At 33.6% G+C, this 16,228-nt stretch carries 18 protein-coding genes and 1 tRNA gene; 4 read left to right on the top strand and 15 right to left on the bottom strand.

Going from position 1 to position 16,228, the window contains the following annotated elements; all coding sequences use genetic code 11:
• Positions 1-42: 42 nt before the first annotated feature.
• Positions 43-825, bottom strand: a complete 783-nt coding sequence (gene map / locus FC72_RS01010; protein ID WP_057763848.1) for a type I methionyl aminopeptidase — start codon at positions 823-825, stop codon at positions 43-45.
• A 14-nt stretch (positions 826-839) separates the two neighbouring features.
• Complete coding sequence (locus tag FC72_RS01005) at positions 840-1,451, bottom strand: GNAT family N-acetyltransferase (RefSeq protein WP_057763846.1); 612 nt, start codon at positions 1,449-1,451, stop codon at positions 840-842.
• Between the two features lie 380 nt (positions 1,452-1,831).
• Between FC72_RS01005 and FC72_RS01000 the strand changes: the two genes are divergently transcribed.
• On the top strand, positions 1,832-2,455 hold the full coding sequence (locus FC72_RS01000) for a hypothetical protein (protein WP_057763844.1): 624 nt from the start codon (positions 1,832-1,834) through the stop codon (positions 2,453-2,455).
• Between the two features lie 262 nt (positions 2,456-2,717).
• Complete coding sequence (locus tag FC72_RS00995) at positions 2,718-3,341, top strand: hypothetical protein (RefSeq protein ID WP_057763842.1); 624 nt, start codon at positions 2,718-2,720, stop codon at positions 3,339-3,341.
• Between the two features lie 163 nt (positions 3,342-3,504).
• Here the strand turns inward: FC72_RS00995 and FC72_RS00990 are convergent.
• The 4 genes from FC72_RS00990 to FC72_RS00975 form a co-directional block, all read right to left on the bottom strand.
• Positions 3,505-3,592, bottom strand: a tRNA-Ser gene (locus FC72_RS00990).
• Between the two features lie 23 nt (positions 3,593-3,615).
• Entirely contained in the window at positions 3,616-4,134 is a 519-nt protein-coding gene (locus FC72_RS00985; protein WP_057763841.1) for an adenine phosphoribosyltransferase, read from the bottom strand.
• Positions 4,135-4,154: 20 nt separating this feature from the next.
• A complete protein-coding gene (gene recJ, locus FC72_RS00980) occupies positions 4,155-6,464 on the bottom strand; it encodes a single-stranded-DNA-specific exonuclease RecJ (protein WP_057763839.1) in 2,310 nt (769 codons plus the stop codon).
• 60 nt (positions 6,465-6,524) lie between these two features.
• Positions 6,525-7,187 carry a class A sortase gene (locus FC72_RS00975; protein WP_083480709.1) on the bottom strand — a complete coding sequence of 221 codons (663 nt, stop codon included), beginning with the start codon at positions 7,185-7,187 and terminating at the stop codon, positions 6,525-6,527.
• Positions 7,188-7,354: 167 nt separating this feature from the next.
• Between FC72_RS00975 and galE the strand changes: the two genes are divergently transcribed.
• Positions 7,355-8,347, top strand: coding sequence for a UDP-glucose 4-epimerase GalE (galE, locus tag FC72_RS00970; protein ID WP_057763838.1), 993 nt, complete (start codon positions 7,355-7,357; stop codon positions 8,345-8,347).
• 143 nt (positions 8,348-8,490) lie between these two features.
• The gene (locus FC72_RS00965; protein ID WP_057763836.1) at positions 8,491-9,621 is read left to right on the top strand and encodes an AI-2E family transporter; all 1,131 of its coding nucleotides are present in this window, start codon (positions 8,491-8,493) and stop codon (positions 9,619-9,621) included.
• Between the two features lie 197 nt (positions 9,622-9,818).
• Here the strand turns inward: FC72_RS00965 and FC72_RS00960 are convergent, their stop codons facing one another.
• From FC72_RS00960 to FC72_RS00920, 9 genes are all read right to left on the bottom strand, one after another.
• Positions 9,819-10,679, bottom strand: coding sequence for an aldo/keto reductase (locus FC72_RS00960; RefSeq protein WP_057763834.1), 861 nt, complete (start codon positions 10,677-10,679; stop codon positions 9,819-9,821).
• Between the two features lie 78 nt (positions 10,680-10,757).
• On the bottom strand, positions 10,758-11,183 hold the full coding sequence (locus FC72_RS00955; protein WP_057763832.1) for a GNAT family N-acetyltransferase: 426 nt from the start codon (positions 11,181-11,183) through the stop codon (positions 10,758-10,760).
• A gap of 65 nt (positions 11,184-11,248) precedes the next feature.
• Positions 11,249-11,584, bottom strand: a complete 336-nt coding sequence (locus FC72_RS00950) for a metal-sulfur cluster assembly factor (protein WP_057763830.1) — start codon at positions 11,582-11,584, stop codon at positions 11,249-11,251.
• 12 nt (positions 11,585-11,596) lie between these two features.
• A complete protein-coding gene (locus tag FC72_RS00945; protein WP_057763827.1) occupies positions 11,597-12,772 on the bottom strand; it encodes a nitrate/nitrite transporter in 1,176 nt (391 codons plus the stop codon).
• Between the two features lie 28 nt (positions 12,773-12,800).
• Positions 12,801-13,040 (bottom strand): MoaD/ThiS family protein, encoded by a 240-nt coding sequence (locus tag FC72_RS00940; protein ID WP_057763825.1) that lies wholly within the window; start codon positions 13,038-13,040, stop codon positions 12,801-12,803.
• On the bottom strand, positions 13,037-13,447 hold the full coding sequence (locus FC72_RS00935; RefSeq protein ID WP_057763823.1) for a molybdenum cofactor biosynthesis protein MoaE: 411 nt from the start codon (positions 13,445-13,447) through the stop codon (positions 13,037-13,039). The genes FC72_RS00940 and FC72_RS00935 overlap by 4 nt, the downstream gene beginning before the upstream one ends.
• Positions 13,444-14,475, bottom strand: a complete 1,032-nt coding sequence (locus tag FC72_RS00930; protein ID WP_057763821.1) for an ABC transporter substrate-binding protein — start codon at positions 14,473-14,475, stop codon at positions 13,444-13,446. The genes FC72_RS00935 and FC72_RS00930 overlap by 4 nt, the downstream gene beginning before the upstream one ends.
• 2 nt (positions 14,476-14,477) lie before the next feature.
• Entirely contained in the window at positions 14,478-15,254 is a 777-nt protein-coding gene (locus FC72_RS00925) for an ABC transporter ATP-binding protein (RefSeq protein WP_057763818.1), read from the bottom strand.
• Positions 15,247-16,200 (bottom strand): FecCD family ABC transporter permease, encoded by a 954-nt coding sequence (locus FC72_RS00920; protein ID WP_057763816.1) that lies wholly within the window; start codon positions 16,198-16,200, stop codon positions 15,247-15,249. The genes FC72_RS00925 and FC72_RS00920 overlap by 8 nt, the downstream gene beginning before the upstream one ends.
• Positions 16,201-16,228: the final 28 nt, after the last annotated feature.

Below are 16,228 nucleotides of genomic sequence, written 5' to 3'. Positions count from 1 at the left end.
CTTTGCAAATAAAAAAGCTTCTGAGTATTATTCAGAAACTCTTTAATACAAATATTTAGCATCCCTTGTTTTATCAAATGATGTTAAGATCTTAGGTCCATTATCAGTAATTACAATAGTATGTTCATATTGGCAACTTAAACTTCCATCCACCGTATAAATCGTCCAACCATCTTCTGCTGGGTCACTGCATCTAAAATCACCGACATTTATCATCGGTTCAATCGTAATAGTCATTCCGGCCTTTAAACGAGTCCCATGTCCTGGCTTTCCGTAGTGTGGAACATCAGGTAATTCGTGCATAGTTGGTCCGATTCCGTGTCCAATATAATCTCGTACGACCCCATAACCTAAATTCTCTGCATAAGTTTGAATTGCATTTCCAATATCGCCAATTCTATTACCGACAACAGCTTGATCAATACCTAAATACAGCGATTTTAAAGTTACGTCCATTAGTTTTTGCACTTCTGGTGAAGCATTACCAACAACAATAGCATGGCAAGCATCACTTAAATAGCCATCAAACTCAATAACTGTATCTAATTTTATCAGGTCCCCATCTTTTACAATAATATCCTTACTTGGACATCCATGACAAATCATGTCATTGACACTTATACAAGTCGAATACTTATATCCTTCAAAATTCAATTCACCTGGAGTAGCGTTATGACCAACAATATATTCATATGAAAACTTATCGATCTCCCACGTACTCATACCTGGTTTAATGTAGTCTTCTAATTCATGAAATAAGCCAGTTAAGATTTCGCCAGCTTTTTCCATACCCTTTATTTCTCTATCTGATTTTAATGTTATCAATCCAAAATCCCCCTTTAAAGTTGTTTATTAAATAAGAAGCACGTCATTTTGTCGCCATTGTTTCTTCCAGGTTCCACCATTCTTCTGGCATCTGCCTGATTAAATCCTCGGTGTTGATAAAATTGATATGAACAATTACTGTCAGTAAACAAGTATATTTGTTTACCAGAATATTGATTTTCCAATTCATTTAATAATCTTGTTCCGATACCTTTGCTATTTTGTTTAGGATCAACTGCAAACAAAAGTATTTCACCATCCATATGTAAATTAATTTCTAAATTATTCAACATAGTCTGATTTATCTGTTCATATACATTAGAATTTCGATCAAATACTAATCCCATAGCTTTCTTGAACGAATCTACATAAAATCTATCAAAAATACTTTGGCCTAGAATTACTTCATTATCAAATTTAGCCATTATTGCTCCGCAAAGTTCATCTTCATCATAAGCTGCAATAGCAACGGTTGAATTGATCCAGGCATCTCGAACAAAATATTCGGCATACAATTTTTCAGCAATTTTAGAATCAGTATATCTATCAAAATTCATTCCTACTGCTGAAAAACTTGCTAGCTTGGACAAGTCTTGCTTTTTTAATTCTTGGATTTTAATTACCATGTTACCTCCAGTTTAATCTATGCAGTTAGAATCATAACACTTAGTGAATATATAAAAAATAAGTGATGAATACTGAGTATATAATTTGATACTGATATTACACACTTGTCACTTGCACAGATATGCTTTTTGTCCTCAATATTAGACATTTTTAATATCGAAATAATTACATATAAAATATCAAGTCATCCAAAGATACTATGGAATCTTTGTTATGGATACTCTTAAACAATTAGATGGATTATTAGAAATATGTCCCATAAAGGGGAACCTTACGATAACCCAACAAAATAAGTACCTTTATTGTCCCAAAAAATAGTTGCAGTACCACTTATGAGTTGTCATATTTGATATAATTTCACTATCAGGGGGTTATAAATATGAATAATAATCAGTTTCATTCTAGATCAGAAATACATCGACGCAGAAAAAAATCGAAAAAACCATTTTATAAAAAGATCTGGTTTATCATATTAATGATATTTATAGTAATGTCACTATTCACAATAGTGTCACCAAAAAAGAAAACTGATAACCATCAATCTGAACAAAAAACTGAAATAAAAAAATCTGAGCCTAAGAAACCTAAATTAAAAAGTAAAAAACGTGTTTCCAAATACTCTGAAACCAACGAATATGCTGCTAAAATTTTAAAGCAAGATCAAGGATTTGCTAATGGTAGTTTAGACGAAAATGGTAAACCAACTGACACTGGAACTCCTAATGAGAATTTCAGCTGGTCAACGTATATAGCAAAAATTAAACAAGTTGACTCTGATAGAATTGACGTATATATGATTACGGAATTTGACACATTATCCAATTCTAATAAATCAGAGGTGGCATTGAAAGCTCAAAATATAATTATTGAAATCTTATCTGAAACAAATACAAAAAAATCTTATAAATATAAGGACGGAATGAACACCATAGTCTATGAAGATGGTAACTACACTGGTAGATCTAAAATGACTAATTTTAAAGAATTCAAATGGCAAAAATAAGCTTAATTATTTAGGGGATAAATATGGAAACTGGATCAAGATTGCGAATGAACAGAAAACGGAAAAAACGTTCTACAAAAAATGGTGGATATGGTTACTTATCATAGTTGGAATTTATTTTTTATTTTCTATTTTTCAAAATATTAAAAGCAACGAAAAACCATTTCTTAAAGTAGATAATTCTAGGGTAACGTTAAATAAAAAAGTCGAAGCAAAATTTAATTTTCACACTAATCCAGGTAATAAATACACTGTAATTGATATGTCAAATAATACTAAAATGGGCACTAAAAAAGCTGAGTCAGGTGATGAAACATTAACGTTGTATTATTCTGGAAAATACAAATTGACAGTTTTCTTAAATGGATATAAAAAGTCAAAAATATTAACTGTAAAACCATTTAGGACCAATACAGATGAACTTTTAGACAATAATAAATCAAGCTCACCAAATAACGAGAGTTCTTCATCTTCAAATGATAGTTCTAAAAAAACAATGATATTTGGTCAAAGTGATATGGTTGGTAAGGGTAATTTAGTAGCACAAATACAAATTGATTCTGTACAAAAAGTAGACGCAAACAATGATATGGTTACTGATATTTCTCATAATTATGAGGGTATGAAACAGTATGTGCTAGTTAACTATACTGTTACCGCTATCAAAGGTACTGTACCACTCGATGATTTTGACGGTTCTGAATTATCTGTAGCTGATTCTAATGGAACTATCGGCACCCAATCATCTAATCGTGATAATGGCATCCCTGATACATTGACAGAAGGACAAAACGCACAATTAAGAATAGGTGTCGGTCTTAAACATGATGGAATAAATGTTACCGTTGGTTTCAATAATTTATCATGGCAAGGACAAATACAGTAACAGTCCACCGCAAAAATAAATCTAAGTCTTAGACGTGCAAAATTATATGCAAAACGTTTTTACTTTCTATTCTATTCTTTACAAAACAAAAAAGTGAGAAAGCTAATATAACAGCTTTCCCACTTTTTATTTTACGAACTTCCGTTCTATTCTATTCAATTTAAGGAGAGTACAGGATTTGAACCTGCGCGCCCGAACTAACGGGTTCGCCGGATTTCGAGTCCGGTGCATTACCACTCTGCCAACTCTCCATAATAAGGGCATTAGCCCGCTATTAATATTGCATCAAAGTGAACATGTCGTACCCTTTGATTTTATCACGACCATGTAGGTCCTTCAATTCAATTAAAAATGCTGTTCCGACAACTTCTCCGCCCAATTTTTCAACAAGGTCGATCGTAGCGGCTAATGTGCCACCAATTGCCATTAAATCATCAACAACTAATACTTTTTGACCTGGCTTGATCGAGTCCTTTTGCATATACAAAGAGCCTTGACCATATTCTAGGTCGTAAGTAACAGAAACTGTCTCACGAGGTAACTTACCTTTTTTGCGAGCTGGAGCAAAACCAGTTCCCAATCTGTAAGCCACTGGACAGCCAACAATAAATCCACGAGCCTCAGGTCCTGCAATCATTTCAGCCCCACGGCTTTTGGCATACTCAACTATTTTATCAGTAGCAGCAGCGTAAGCTTTGCCGTCTAACATCAATGGTGAAATGTCACGAAATAGTACACCTGGTTCTGGGAAATCCGGAACATCAGCAACATATTTCTTAAAATCAATATCCATCTTAAATTTCTCCATTCAATCTAGCTATGGCAATCATACTCACTCATCCACGATAAAAGACTGCCTAAGTCAGACTCAATTAATATTTTTTCAACATCATTACGTTTTAATCTCTTTAAATAAGTCGGAGATTCAGTTAATTCACGTTGTTTTGAAGCATTAGCTTTTTCAACAAAACCATTTACTATTTTAACAAAATCTAACTCAAAAAACACTTTTAAATAGAAATCTATATCACTTTTTTGTATTTTTAAATAATCTGCAACCATCTGCATATCATTTTCTTCGATATTTTGATGTGTATATAGATATTTAAGGAACATCTTCATCTTATCCATATCCGGAGTGAAATATCTACTATTTAAATCAGTGTGGAAATATAACGCCGTATGTTTAGTTTTATTTTTCTTAATAAAATTCTTAAATAATTCAATATCATGAGGACGATCATAGATTAGAATATTTTCACCGCTACAATCCTGATCATACATTACTAATTTTGCCTTGGCATCATGCCTCTTAACTACTTCATAATATGTCTTATTAAAGAAAACAACACTATCGAATTTATCCAATATTGATGGAGCTATTCGTTTATTACGATAATCCAAATAAATTGACTTAAGTTGAGCCATCTTTTGACCCTCAGCTGATACTTCAAAGTCATCAATCATCAGCTGTAAATTTTTGCGACCAGCCCATTCATTTACACCTAATTCACCGTAAACATCACAAATATTTGTTGGGAGATTCTTTGCTTTTTGATACATTCCAAAACCTATGGCATCTACTTGATGATTATTAGCGGTTACTTTCACCTTTAAATGAGTACCATCTTTACCGATCGACTGGATTTGATTGAGGCCAACATTTTTCAGCTTAATAACTGGTTTAGGATTACCCATACCAAACGGTGCTAGGTTAGATATTGTTTTTATCAAATCAAAATCTAAGTCAGAAATATTTAATTCCAAATCAAAAACTTCATCAACAGATCCATTGACATCAAAGTCTTGTTTACTTGTCTCTGATTGTAATTTTTCAGTTAGTTCGTTTAATTTACTCTCCTCAACTGAAAACCCGCAAGCTTGAGCATGTCCACCAAACGCCACAAACATATCACGATAATTATCTAACGCAGTGAACAGATTGAATCCTTCTGGACTACGTCCTGATCCTTTATAAATACCTGAATCACCATCTAATTGAAGAACTAACGTAGGTTTATGTGTCTGTTCGACCACTCGACTAGCTACAATTCCTAATATACCTTGATGCCAGTCTTTTCCACTTAACACTAAAACACCATTATCTTTTTGCTCTTCAACTTGAGATTGTGCATCATCATAAACTTTCGAAACAATACCTTGTCGTTCTTTATTTATTTCTTCAGTTTCATCAACTATTTCTTTTGCAAAACTAGCATCTCCTGTTGTTAATAATTCAACACCTGATGAAGCATTAGCTAATCTTCCTAAAGCGTTGATCCTGGGAGCTAGTTTAAATCCAATATCTTCTTCGCTCATGTTGTTGATCTTCAACTTACATTTTTTGATTAATTCACTTAAGCCAACATGGTTATTTTGAGACATTCTCTTTAAACCTTCGGTAACGATCACACGATTTTCGCCCAACAATGGAACTGAATCAGCAACTGTACCAATGGCGGCCAGATCAATCAATTCCAATGCGTCATCGCCCAATAAAGCATCTGCAATTTTGAATGCCACGCCAGCTCCAGAAAGATAAGGACAAACATATTCCGCACCTGGGATTGTTGGGTGCACGATAGCATCTGCCTCTGGCAACTCCTTTGGCAAATCATGGTGGTCAGTTACGATTACTTTAATACCCTGATCTTTTAGATATTTAATTTCGTCTTTACCACTAACACCATTATCAACCGTAATAAGTAAATCAATATTCTGCTCAGCTAAAAATTTATAAACGTCAAGATTTGGGCCATAACCATCTTTAAAGCGATCCGGAATGTAGAATATTGGATCAATACCAAGTTTTTTTAGCGTCAATTTCATAATTGAGGTACTTGTTACTCCATCAGCATCGTAATCACCATAAATAGCTATTTTACTATTTGTTTCAACAGCCTCATCGATGATTTCTAGAGCCTTATCCATATCATGTAATCCAAATGGATCTTGCAATCGACTTATATCAGCGTTTAAGAATTCCTCTAATTTTGGTTCATCGGTCAAATCACGTTCTAATAGTAATTCAGACAGAATTTTATTATATTTATGTTTTTTTGAAAAATCGTCAATTTCATTTGGCGATAATTCTTTTCTTTTTATCCAGTTTTTAGAAACCAATACATCACCTACTATTACTTTATTATATATTAAGAAAACAAAAAAATAAGCCTAATCGGCTTATTTTGAAAATGTGGCTAACGTGGTTTTATTTGCTGGAAGAGTTCTTACCAACGAAGCTTGAATAGCCCAGCGATTAGTTCCACCATCTGCACAAGTTATCAAAGTTAACAAGACTTTATGTTCATCATCATCCAATAAATAAACAGCAGTTGGAGCAACTATTTTTTTATAGAAAACTTTATAGACATAAACTTTCTTCATATTAGTTATATAAGCTAGATCACCTAGCTGAACATTTTCCAAAGGTGAAAATAGTGCCCCGTTTTGCGTCATATAATGGCCAGCTAATGCATAATTGAGCTTACCCATTTTTTCATGTTCCTTCATTGTTCCACCACCGGTAGAAAGTGCATCATCACTTAATCCCTTTACAATAGGAAGATACAATCCAACTGAAGGTACCGCCATCTTTCCAATCGGAGCAGCAGTATTTTTTACAGAAGCTTTGGCCACTTGTGATGCACTTATTGGCTTGACTTTTTTGAAGTCATATTGACCCTTTTTCTTCTCATTTGCTTTAACCTTTTTTGCGGTCAAAGAACTCATATGTTGTTCTGCCATGTAATTAACGGCATATTCCTTGATTGGCTCATTAAAAATCAATGCTAAGGCAATCAATAATAATAAAATCGTCCCAAAGATCGAGAAAAATTTTTTCATAATTTTCATTCCATTCGGCTGATTAGTTATATCAATCATAATAAGGCATATCTATTAAAAAGTTAAATTATTAAGATAAACTTTAAGGTTAATTCAAGGTAATTCTATTAAAATGTTATTATAAGCTATAATAGATTTAGAGTTTAAATAATTTTGGAGGTGCTTTTATGAGCATTCTTGTTTTAGGTGGAGCTGGATACATCGGCTCTCACACAGTCGATCATCTTTGCGATATGGGCTACAACGTCGTGGTGGCTGATAATTTAGAAACTGGACATATTCAATCTGTTAACGAAAATGCAACTTTTTATCAAGGTGATATCCGTGATAGAGAATTTCTAATAAAAATTTTCCAATCAGAAAATATTACTGATGTTATTCATTTTGCTGCCTTTTCAATTGTACCAGAATCTATGAAAGATCCGCTTAAGTATTTTGATAACAACACTTCTGGAATGATTTCTTTACTAGAAGTAATGCGTGACTTTGATGTAAAACACATCATCTTCTCATCAACTGCCGCCACATATGGCGAACCTAAACAGATTCCAATTAAAGAATCTGATCCAACGATCCCAACTAATCCTTATGGTGAAAGTAAATTAGCCATGGAAAAAATCATTCATTGGTCAGAAATTGCTTACGGTATTAAATACGTTGCCTTAAGATACTTCAATGTTGCTGGAGCAAAACCTGACGGTTCAATTGGTGAAGATCATAATCCTGAAACTCACTTGATTCCTGTTGTCCTTGAAGTAGCAGCTGGTCAAAGAGATAAACTCACAATTTTTGGCGACGACTATGATACAGAAGATGGAACAAACATCCGTGACTATGTTCACGTTGAAGATTTAGCTGAGGCCCACCGTCTGGCAATGGAGTATCTACGTGCTGGAAATGACAGTGATATTTTCAATCTAGGTTCATCGACTGGATTTTCCAATAAAGAAATTCTCAAATCTGCTCGTGAAGTCACTGGTAAAGAGATACCTGCCGAAATCGGACCTAGACGTGCTGGTGATCCAAGTACATTGATTGCCGACTCGACAAAGGCTCGTAAAATCTTAAAATGGTCTCCAAAATATGATAACGTTCACAAAATAATTGAAGATGCTTGGAATTTTAAGAAAAAACATTTAAATGGATATAAAGAAAATTAAAATAAGCAAGGTGATAATAGGAAGAAAAATTTTCCTGATTATCACCTTGTTTTATTTTAAAACTAAACAATTGAATAGTCGGCATAACTGAAACTAATGTTAAAATGTTAAGTATTAATGACTTCAACTTGAGGAGATTATTTATGAAGCTTACAAAACACGAGTTTATACGATACGGTCTTGTTATCGCTATTTTTTTAATCTTAATAGTTTATCCTGCACAAATATTTAATATTTTTAAAGTGTTATACAGTGCCTCTTTTCCATTAATAATCGGAGCAGCACTAGCATATTGTATCAATTTGTTATCCTCAAAACTGGAAAAATGGTTTTGGCCCAAATCTAAAAACAAACTAGCAAAAAATTCTAGACGTCCAATCGCCTTACTCATTTCACTTTGTTTGATAATTGCAATCATTGCTTGGGTATTAAGGCTAGTATTACCACAATTTATAACAGCTATCAGTAGTTTCTTTTCAAGTTTACCTGATGTTATCGACCAATTGAATAAATGGTTAAATAATTCTAATCAGGCCAGTGCCATTACTTCACAACTTGAAACTACTAAAATAGACTGGAATACAATTCAATCAAAGATAATGAAATTTATATCTTCAGGCTTATCTGGTGTATTCTCTTCAACAATTTCAATTTTTGGAAGTTTATCAAAAGGTATATTTAACTTTATACTTGCCTTAACATTTGCCATATATTTGGTTAGTGGCAAGGAAGTAATTGGTTCAAGATTGAATCGAGTTTTTGATGCCTTTGTATCTCAAAAAATAATGAGAAAAACTAGATATGTTTTACATATAGCCGATAAATCTTTTTCAAGTTTTATTGCTGGTCAAGTAACTGAAGCTTTTATCCTAGGAACACTTTGTGCTTTAGGTATGTGGATCTTTCGTTTTCCAAATGCCTTATCTATTGGTGCTTTAGTCGGTATGACAGCATTAATTCCAATGATCGGTGCTTGGATCGGTGGAGTTGTTGGATTTGTATTGATTGCCGTTACCTCACCCATTCAAGGTATCTTATTTGTTATTTATATAATTGTTTTACAACAATTAGAAGGCAACTTAATTTATCCACGTGTTGTCGGCGGATCTATTGGATTACCTGGAATTCTAGTCCTTGTTGCTATTACCGTTGGTGGAGGATTAGCAGGAATTGTAGGAATGTTATTGAGCGTTCCTATCGTGGCAACAATATATCAACTAGTTAGAAACGCCACTCTTAAAAAAGAACATAAAAAAATACCGACTCAGGATTGATGAGTCGGCATCTATATGAAATATCGCTTCTATCGCTTGGTAAACACGGATCTCATAAGGAAGAAAGCTATCTCTTCCTCACCGTTAGTTTACGACCATTTATGATAAATAATCAAATAATATGAACAAGAGTGGAACAAAAGGTTCAGAAATGAAAAAGGAGACTATGACATATGTCACAGCCTCCTTTTTAATACCTAAAAATCAACTTTATCGGGGTCTTGAACTTCTCCTGCTAATCCATGAAGACCATCAATTGTCTTCATATCTGCATCTGAAACTTCAAAATCAAAAATATCAGTATTTTCCTTAATTCTATCAGCATGAACTGACTTTGGAAGTGGTAAGAAACCATGTTGTAGTGACCAACGTAATACTAGTTGAGCAACTGTCTTACCACATTTTGCAGCCATGTCTTTTAATTCTGAAACCTCAAATATCTTTCCTGTTCCAAGTGGACTATAAGCCTCACTCAAAATATTATGAGCATCATTATAAGCAACAACTTCTGGTTGTAACTCACTTGGATTTAAGAAGATTTGGTTAACCATTGGGGTAACTTTAGCTGTCTTTAAAAGTTCGTCCATATGATGTTGACGGAAGTTAGAAATACCAATGGCACGAGTCTTACCCTCTTTTAACAACTCTTCCATTGCACGCCATGTTTCAGCATTAACTTCCTTCCAATTATCACGGAACTTAACTGGATTTGGCCAGTGAATTAAATATAGATCAACATAATCGACACCTAATTCTGATAAGGATTTATCCATGGCCTTTTTAGTTGATTCATAACCATGGTCATCATTCCACAATTTAGTTGTTAAGAATAGATCCTCACGTTTGATACCTGATGCTTTGATACCTTCACCAACACTGTCCTCATTACCATATGCAGCGGCTGTATCAATATGACGATAGCCAGCTTCAATTGCTGATTTAACACTCTCTTTAGCAACTTCTCCGTCTGGTGTTTGCCAAGTTCCAAATCCAACGATAGGAATTTTTACACCATTACTCAATGTATATGTATCTGTTAAACTACTAATTTTAGTCATTTCCGACTCCTTTCAATCCCAATAACTACCATGTTACAACTTTTCTTTTTTAAACTCTTCTAAAAGGACTCGACCATTTTACAATTGTAAATTCAAAATGGGATAAGGTCGATCATCACCATCTAAGTCTGAACGAGAAACCATTTTGAATCCATTCTTCTTATAGAAGTTAAATGCACCAACATTTTGTTCGTTAACACTTACCTTATTGATTCCATCGTCAATAAGTTTTTGAAGAATTTGATGTCCATAGCCTTTACGAAAATATTTTGGATCTAAAAATAACATGACTAATTCTTGATTTGCCGTACCGGAAAAACCAACAATAGATTCATCCAATTGCCACTTGAGCAAATCTACTTGCTTGAAATATTCAGGAAGCATTTTTTGAATTTCATTTTTATCTTCGGCCTTCAAAAAATTATGCGTGGCTAATACAGATCTGCTCCAAATATTTGTTAAAACTGAATAATCTTTTTCACTAGCTGGAAAGTAAGTTAACATATTTTCCCCTTTATTACATTAATATAAAAAAAGTTGCAATCAATTGATTACAACTTTTGTATCTTTTATCCATGAATTCCTAATGCAATTTGTGCGAAACGACTCATCTTGCTCATATCCCAAATTGGATACCAAACAAGATTGATTTCACAAGTTTCTAGACCATCGACGGATTTAACCGCTTTATTGATATCATCATTGATCATATCGCTTAAAGGACAACCCATAGTTGTTAAGGTCATTGTAACTGTACAATGATCTCCCTTGATGTCAATTCCATAAATTAAACCAAGGTTTACAATATCGATTCCCAATTCTGGATCAATAACGCTCTCCAATGCTTCCATTACTTGTTCTGTTTCTGCTTGAACCTTTGGATCTTGTGCTTGTTCTTCACTCATAATTGGACTCCTTTAGCTAACGATTCTTCTACTACCAGAAATATATATCTTCTGTAGTAATACTAAACATATTATACCAAAAATAGCTATCAGATATATTCCAATTTTATAACTTCCGGTCATTTGTTTAATCAATCCGAGAATAATTGGTGGGAAATAACCTCCAAGTCCACCCATTGCGCCAACAAATCCTGTAACAGCACCAGTATTACCCGACGATACGAATGGTACCATCTTGAAGATAATTCCATTTCCTAAACCAACTAAAACGGCTAAAGCAACAATAATCGTTGTAAATATTCCCTTTGTTTCTAGGAAAATACCCAAAACTACAGCAGCAATGATAATTAAAATAAAATCATAACGAAGTAATGACATAGGTCTGATTTTATCTGATAAATAACCACCGACTGGACGTACTAAAGTACCAATTACGGCAAACAATGCAGCCCATAGTCCAGCATCGACTAAACTATCATTAAACAAACCAACCATAAATGTTGATAATAAATTAGTCATCGACATAAACATACCAAATGTTAAGAAATAAAATAATGCTAATAACCAAGTGTCACGTTCTTTAGCAACAGATAATGATGCTACTATACTTGCGTTCTTATTTGTTTCTGACTCAGGACTAAAGAGCAATAAAATAATAAACAAGACCAATAGTCCAATCAAAACATAAAACACTCCATTTAGATCAATAACTTTAACCCATCTTGGGAAAAAGAATGATGAAAATGCTGTACCAATATTACCTACACCAGCAATACCCAATACTAGTCCTTGCTTTTCTGGTGGGAAAAATCTTGTTACATAAGAGACACCAATGGCAAATGATGTACCACTCATACCTAATAGTAAAGCGGTAAATACTAACATCCCATATGAATGAACTCTTGGGATCATCAAGACTGGAATAATTAAAAATAGCATTAAAATTATATAAGTCTTTTTACCACCAAATCTATCACTCATAATTCCCATTGGAATTCTCATAATAGAACCAAGCAAAATAGGTGTCGCTAAGAGCAAAGATCTTTGTAACTCTGAAACTTGTACACCTGCATTCTTTAGAATTATATCGATCATAGGTGCTAAACTAAGCCATACCATAAAGCACACCATCATCGCTAACGTTCCCATTGCCAAAGCAAAATAAGATCTGGATTTACTACTTCCCATAATAAATATCTCCATTCGTTATAAAATTCTAGCCCCCACTAACGGGTGGAATAATTGCTATCTCTGTTACGTCAGCTAATTTAAAAGCCTCATCATCGGCATATTCCTCATTAACAGCAACTAAGGATTGATCTAAAATTTCTGAAAAATCTGGATATAGCTTTTTAATGTCATCTTTAACATCTTTAGCGTAAAAACTATCGCTCAAATTCAGATCAACGGTTGAACCGATCTCTTCAGCCAAAATTGAAAATAGCTTTACTTTCATTCGCCTAAACCTCCCCAACGTATTTTGTCTTTATCGTATTCTTTCTTCCAAATTGGCACAGTTTCTTTCAATTGATCTATTAAAAACTGGCAATTCTCAAACGCCTCCGCTCGATGAGGAGCGGCAACACCAATAAACACAGCAACATCAGCTAATTTTAATTCACCAACTCGATGAACCATGACTACATCCATCCCTTTAGCTAAAACTTTATCAGCTAATTTTTGCATTTCTTTTTCCGCCATTTTTTTATAGGTAGTATACTCGATCTTCTCGGTTTCTATTTCATCAGTAAATTTACGAATATTTCCGATAAAAATATCTACCCCACCAAATTCCGGATGAATCAAACTCTTAGTAAGTTCATCTGTATTGATTGGTTGGTCGGTTATCTTAATTAAACTCATTTAATGACCTCCCCGGATAAAATTTTATCCAGTTGTTTGTCAGTAAACTTATGATCGAAATATTTCACATAAAAATTACTGAATTTCTTTTTTAGATTTACATCTTTCATTTGTTTGGGATGGAACAATTTGGCAGCCCACCATATTTGTAGATCCTCTTCTGCACTATATCTATCTAATGCAAAGATTCCGGTTGGATTACCGTATACTTTTTTATTCTTTACAGCCTTTAATGATGAAAATCGGGAATCTTTTTTTAGAAGCTTTAAAGCTTTTTTATTAGTAGTTCCACCTATAATAATAATATCCGGATTAGATTTAATAATTTCTTCGGCAGAGATTTGAATCATATTTCCCTTTGTTTTAATTGCATTTTTACCACCTGCAGTACTAATCCATTGATCCACAATTGTTTTCTTACCATCAACTTTAGTTAAATCAGTCTTGTCTACAATATGTAAAACACTGGGTTTACTTTTAGCTTTAGAAACTCTATGTTTAACCTCTTTGATATCGCTATTTAATTGTGCGTTATAAGTTTTGGCCTTTTTATTGGCTCTTCCACCTATTATAGCACCAGTTAATGCAACCGTTTTCTTTAATCCAGAGAAATCTTGAAACATTGAATTAACTGCTGGAATATCAGCCTTTTTGATAGTTTCAATCTGTGCGGGATCTGAACTAATAACTACATCAGGCTTTTGTTTAATAAGTTCCTCCATTTGAAAACTCTCACCGTTAAATGGCACTGCTTGTTTTTTTACACTAGGATACAAATCCGTCAATAATGCATTATCGTGAATCAATTTCGTGGTAGCTACTAATTTATCTTCACCACCAAGCATCAAAAAAATAGGGTTGTTAGCGTGCCATAAATCAGCCACGCGTTTTACTTTTTTAGGTATTTTAACTTTTTTACCAGTATTATCGACGACTGTTCTTGTTGAAGCTGCTTGTACTTTTGATCCGCCTACAAATAAGAAAAGTATCGAAATGGTCAAAACTATTATTGTATTTAACTTTTTCATGATTACCCCATTTCTATCCCAAAAACATTTCTTTGTAAATCATCACTAAATGTTGAAATAATCGGTGTTTGATACAACTTAGATAAAGATTGATCATTTAATATGACATTTGTTGATCCTTGATTATATGTTTTATTACTCATTAATAATCCAACACTATCTGCAACCATGGTTGCTTGATTAGGATCATGAGTACTCATAACTATTGCTATTCCTTGCTTTGATAAAGATTTGACCAACTTCAAAACCTTGACCTGATTCTTATAGTCTAAAGCAGATGTAGGCTCATCCATGATCAACAATTTTGGTTCTTGAACCAATGCACGGCCAATATTAGCTAATTGCTTTTGACCACCACTCATATTTTGCATACTAGTGAATTTCAAACTTTCTAGGCCTATTTTAGTAATGATTGAATCTACTAAAATCTCATCGTTTTTATTCGGCTGACTAAAAATAGAATGAAATGAACTTCTGCCAAGCAATAAATAATCAAACAAACTTAAATTTGTATTGATATTGACTCCTTGACTAACCAATGCAAGTTTATGTGATAATTTCTTACTATCTATCTTTTTTAATTCGTCATTGTCTAACTTTATACTACCTTTGTATTTGGAAAAAACACCACTCAAACAATTTATAAGTGTACTTTTACCGATACCGTTAGGACCTAAAATAACCAATACCTGGCCTGATTCTACTTTTAGATTGACGTTATCAATAGTATTTGAATCTTTGTACGCAAACGATAAATTATCAGTTACTAAACTAAACACCGATATTCCTTCCTTTTATCAAGATAAATATAAATATTGGAACTCCAATAAATCCAGTAACAATACTCAATGGTATGTCATTAACAGAAACACTTCTAGCCAATGTATCGGCTATTACTAATAAAACCGCACCAACACCTGCGGACATTGGTAACGCATACCTATTATCATCGCCAACTAATTGACGACTAATATGTGGAACAACTAGACCTATCCACCCAATGACGCCACACAGACAAACTGCAGCGGCCGTTAACAAGGTAGCAAAAGCTATCATAATATTTCGATTCAGCTTAGGATTGATACCTATTGTTTTAACAGTGGCCAAATCTAACGTAAGTGCATTCAATCTCCATCTAGTTATTAGTAGAAATATTATCCCTACAAGAATGATTGGTCCCACTGAATATAAGGCTTGTTTGTCGACTTTCATAAAGCTACCCATTTCCCAATAAACAATACTTTGTAATTGGTCCTCTGGGTCTGCAATATATTTCATTGATCCTAATATTGATTGCATAAGACCAGACATAATAATACCCGACAAAATCAATCCAATACTAGATTTACTATGCATAAAACTATCTATAACGATCGTCAACACAACTGTTACTATTCCCATAATAAAAGCAGCCAATTCAATCACATATATTGGTGCATTATTTAGGATAGCAATTGCTGCACCAACACTAGCACCTGTTGAAACACCTAATATATTAGGTGAAGCAAGTCCATTATTAAAGACAGATTGAAAAGTGGCGCCAGCCATAGACAGACCAGCGCCAACTAAAATCACAGCAATAATTCGAATAAATCTAAGATCCAAAATTAATTTGGTAGCACTATTAGCACGTCCCAAAAAGAATCTAGAAACTTCGGTCATCGACAAGTTGTATCGTCCAATCATCATCGAACAAAATATTAGAATTATAAGTAAGACAAACATGAGTGTAATTAAAATTTTATTTCGATGT

Source organism: Companilactobacillus tucceti DSM 20183 (genome assembly GCF_001434665.1).
Taxonomy (GTDB): domain Bacteria; phylum Bacillota; class Bacilli; order Lactobacillales; family Lactobacillaceae; genus Companilactobacillus; species Companilactobacillus tucceti.
This window is presented reverse-complemented; position numbering and strand designations above follow the sequence as displayed.

Excerpts from the sequence above, each read along its gene's own strand:
- FC72_RS01005 (WP_057763846.1), bottom strand. The coding sequence starts at position 1,451 with ATGGTAATTAAAATCCAAGAATTAAAAAAGCAAGACTTGTCCAAGCTA.
- FC72_RS01000 (WP_057763844.1), top strand. The coding sequence starts at position 1,832 with ATGAATAATAATCAGTTTCATTCTAGATCAGAAATACATCGACGCAGA.
- FC72_RS00995 (WP_057763842.1), top strand. The coding sequence starts at position 2,718 with ATGTCAAATAATACTAAAATGGGCACTAAAAAAGCTGAGTCAGGTGAT.
- FC72_RS00985 (WP_057763841.1), bottom strand. The coding sequence starts at position 4,134 with ATGGATATTGATTTTAAGAAATATGTTGCTGATGTTCCGGATTTCCCA.
- FC72_RS00975 (WP_083480709.1), bottom strand. The coding sequence starts at position 7,187 with ATGAAAAAATTTTTCTCGATCTTTGGGACGATTTTATTATTATTGATT.
- galE (WP_057763838.1), top strand. The coding sequence starts at position 7,355 with ATGAGCATTCTTGTTTTAGGTGGAGCTGGATACATCGGCTCTCACACA.
- FC72_RS00965 (WP_057763836.1), top strand. The coding sequence starts at position 8,491 with ATGAAGCTTACAAAACACGAGTTTATACGATACGGTCTTGTTATCGCT.
- FC72_RS00960 (WP_057763834.1), bottom strand. The coding sequence starts at position 10,679 with ATGACTAAAATTAGTAGTTTAACAGATACATATACATTGAGTAATGGT.
- FC72_RS00955 (WP_057763832.1), bottom strand. The coding sequence starts at position 11,183 with ATGTTAACTTACTTTCCAGCTAGTGAAAAAGATTATTCAGTTTTAACA.
- FC72_RS00950 (WP_057763830.1), bottom strand. The coding sequence starts at position 11,584 with ATGAGTGAAGAACAAGCACAAGATCCAAAGGTTCAAGCAGAAACAGAA.
- FC72_RS00945 (WP_057763827.1), bottom strand. The coding sequence starts at position 12,772 with ATGGGAAGTAGTAAATCCAGATCTTATTTTGCTTTGGCAATGGGAACG.
- FC72_RS00940 (WP_057763825.1), bottom strand. The coding sequence starts at position 13,040 with ATGAAAGTAAAGCTATTTTCAATTTTGGCTGAAGAGATCGGTTCAACC.
- FC72_RS00935 (WP_057763823.1), bottom strand. The coding sequence starts at position 13,447 with ATGAGTTTAATTAAGATAACCGACCAACCAATCAATACAGATGAACTT.
- FC72_RS00930 (WP_057763821.1), bottom strand. The coding sequence starts at position 14,475 with ATGAAAAAGTTAAATACAATAATAGTTTTGACCATTTCGATACTTTTC.
- FC72_RS00920 (WP_057763816.1), bottom strand. The coding sequence starts at position 16,200 with ATGTTTGTCTTACTTATAATTCTAATATTTTGTTCGATGATGATTGGA.